At 71.4% G+C, this 2697-nt stretch carries 2 protein-coding genes; both read right to left on the minus strand.

The features are described from left to right. Nucleotides 1-89: 89 nt before the first annotated feature. Nucleotides 90-1610, minus strand: coding sequence for a proton-conducting transporter membrane subunit (locus tag G6021_RS14815; RefSeq protein ID WP_182617783.1), 1521 nt, complete (start codon nt 1608-1610; stop codon nt 90-92). Further along, nucleotides 1607-2697: proton-conducting transporter membrane subunit (locus tag G6021_RS14820; RefSeq protein ID WP_182641610.1), on the minus strand; the 1091-nt coding region annotated here is incomplete at its 5' end. The genes G6021_RS14815 and G6021_RS14820, both read right to left, overlap by 4 nt.

The raw sequence follows: 2697 nt of genomic DNA on the forward strand, positions 1-2697 counted from the left end.
CACGGAGGTCACGCCGAGGGCGGCCGCGACGACGAGCGGCAGGACGAGCGCGGCAGCCCACAGGGCCGCGATCCACGGGGCGGAGGCCATCAGGGGAACACCCCCTCGGCGATGAACCTGGCCATCCCCATCGGCGAGTACGGGGCCGCGGCGATGATCCCCACCAGCAGCGAGGCCGTCGCGGTGATCATGGTCGGCACCAGCAGCGCCAGGGGCGCCTCCGCCCGCCGTCGGCCCGCACCTGTCGGGGACTCGCCCCCGGGCCGCTCGGCGAACCACATCGAGTACACCAGCGGCAGGAAGTAGGCGCTGTTGAGGAGCGCGCTGGTGATGAAGATCCCCAGCACCCAGGTGTGGTCGGAGTCCAGTGCGCCCAGCCCGAGTTGCCACTTGGACGCGAACCCGGCGATCGGCGGGACCCCGATCATCCCGAACGCGCCCACGGTGAACGCCGCGCACGTCCACGGCATCCGCCGCCCGAGCCCGGCCAGTCGCGAGACGGTCTTGATCCCCAGCACCTCGGCGAACAGCCCGGCGCAGAAGAACAGGGTGATCTTCATCAGGCCCTGGTGCACCAGGTGGGTCAGTCCGCCGGCAGTGCCCATCTCGGAGACCAGGGCGATGCCGATCGTGACGTAGGAGACCTGGCTGACCGTGGAGTAGGCCAGTCGCTTCTTCAGATCGTCCTGCATGAGGGCGCGGACCGAGCCGTAGATCACCGTGAACGAGGCCAGCACCAGCAGCGGCAGCAGCACGCCCAGGTCGTCGGCGACCTGCACGCCGTAGACGTCGTCGATCAGTCGGACCAGGCCGAACACGCCGGCCTTGACCACGGCGACGGCGTGCAGCAGCGCGCTGACCGGGGCGGGCGCCACCATCGCCCGGGGCAACCAGCCGTGCAATGGGAACAGCGCGGCCTTGACGCCCAGGCCGGCCGCGATGAGCACGAAGATCGCCACCGCGGTGGCGGGGTCCTCGGCGGCCAGCTCGGCGACCGCCGCCGCGCCGCCGGCGGTGAAGTCCACGTCGCCGACCAGCGCGGTCAGCCAGGCCACGCCCACCAGGACCGAGAGCCCGCCGCTGAGGGTGTACCGCAGGTACAGCTGGCCGGAGCGGAACGAGGCCGCCGTGCCGTTGTGCACCACCAGCGGGTAGGTGACAAGGGTGAGCAGCTCGAAGAAGATCAGGAACGTCACCAGGTTCCCGGAGAAGGAGATGCCCACGGTGGCGGTGACGCACAGCGAGAAGAAGCCGAAGAACCGGGCCCGGTGCGGGCGGCCCTCCAGGTAGCCGATCGCGTAGATGGTGGTGAGCAACCACAGCAGCGAGCTCAGTCCGGCGAACAGCAGTGAGAGCGGCTCCACGCGCAGGACCAGGTCGAGACCCGGCAGGAGGGCGCTGCGCCATTCGGGCCGGGCGCCCGCGATGACGGCGGGCACCAGCGCCGCGACGATGAGCAACTTGACCGAGGCGCCGGTGATGTTGACCGTGGTGCGCGCTTTGGTGCGGGGTTCCGGGATGAGGAAGACGACGACGGCGACGAGAGCCGAGAGCGCGAGAGGGGCCACGGCGAGCAGGGACGACTCACCGACCCAGGACGGCGGGGTCATGCTCCACCTCCGTGGGTCATCCCCAGCACCGCCAGGTCGGCCAACGGCCCGGACACCCCGATCGCGAGGGCGGCGAGCAGGGCCGCGGCCAAGGGGATCAGGGTGGCGGCGCGCGGGACGGCTCTCGTGCCCGTTCCGCGGAGGTGGGCACCGGACGCCGGATCGGTACTGCGGCCCTCGTCGTCGTCCCCATCGTCGGCGTGGCCCCCATCACCGGCGCCGCCCGGGGTGGGCCGGTGGTCGCTCGACTCCCCCGACAGCAACGTCTGGACCGGTCGCAGCAGGTACATGGCCGCGACGAGGGTACCCGCCACGGCCACCGCGACCACCCACCACAATCCGGTGCCTACAGCGGCCATGAGCAGCTGCCATTTGCCGGCGAAACCCAGGCTGACGGGGAGCCCGGCCAGGCTCACGGCGGCGATCGCGATCGCCATCGTCACGACGGGCATCCGGGCGTCCTGATCGGTCATCGCCGCCAATCGGTCGGTGCCGAGTCGGTCCTTGATCACCCCGGCGGAGAGGAACAGCGACGACTTGGCCAAACCGTGCGCGAACGCCAGCAGTGCCACCGCGATCCACGCCGCCCGCTGCTGCTCGGGGCCGTCGGCGGCGGCGGACAGCGGGAAGTAGAGGAAGAGGTAGCCGACCTGCGAGACCGTGGAGTAGCCGACCAGTCGCTTGAAGCGCGGGGTGCGGATGGCGGACAGGCCGGCCCAGAGCACCGATCCGGCCGCCGCGATTCCCAAAACGGCGCCCACCACCGGGTCTGGGCCGGTGACCTCCGTCCACACCCGGAACAGGATGAAGAACGACGACTTGACCACCAGCGCGGACAGCAGCGGGCTCACGGCCCCGGGCGCGCCGGCGTGGGCGTCGGGCAGCCAGCCGTGCAGTGGGAAGAGCGCGGACTTGAAGGCCATTCCCGCCGCGGCGAGCGCGAGGATCACCGTCACGTGGACGCCGCCCGGGTCGCCGGCGGCCAGCCGCTCGCCCGCGAGTCGCAGGTCCAGCACCCCGGTCGCGGCGTAGACCATGGTCAGCGAGAGCAGGAACAGCAGCGACCCGGTGACGGTGACCATGAGGA

Source organism: Dietzia sp. CW19, from assembly GCF_014145265.1.
Taxonomy (GTDB): domain Bacteria; phylum Actinomycetota; class Actinomycetes; order Mycobacteriales; family Mycobacteriaceae; genus Dietzia; species Dietzia natronolimnaea.

Bases quoted from the DNA above. Each gene is read 5' to 3' on its own strand.
- G6021_RS14815 (WP_182617783.1), bottom strand. From the start codon at position 1,610: ATGACCCCGCCGTCCTGGGTCGGTGAGTCGTCCCTGCTCGCCGTGGCC.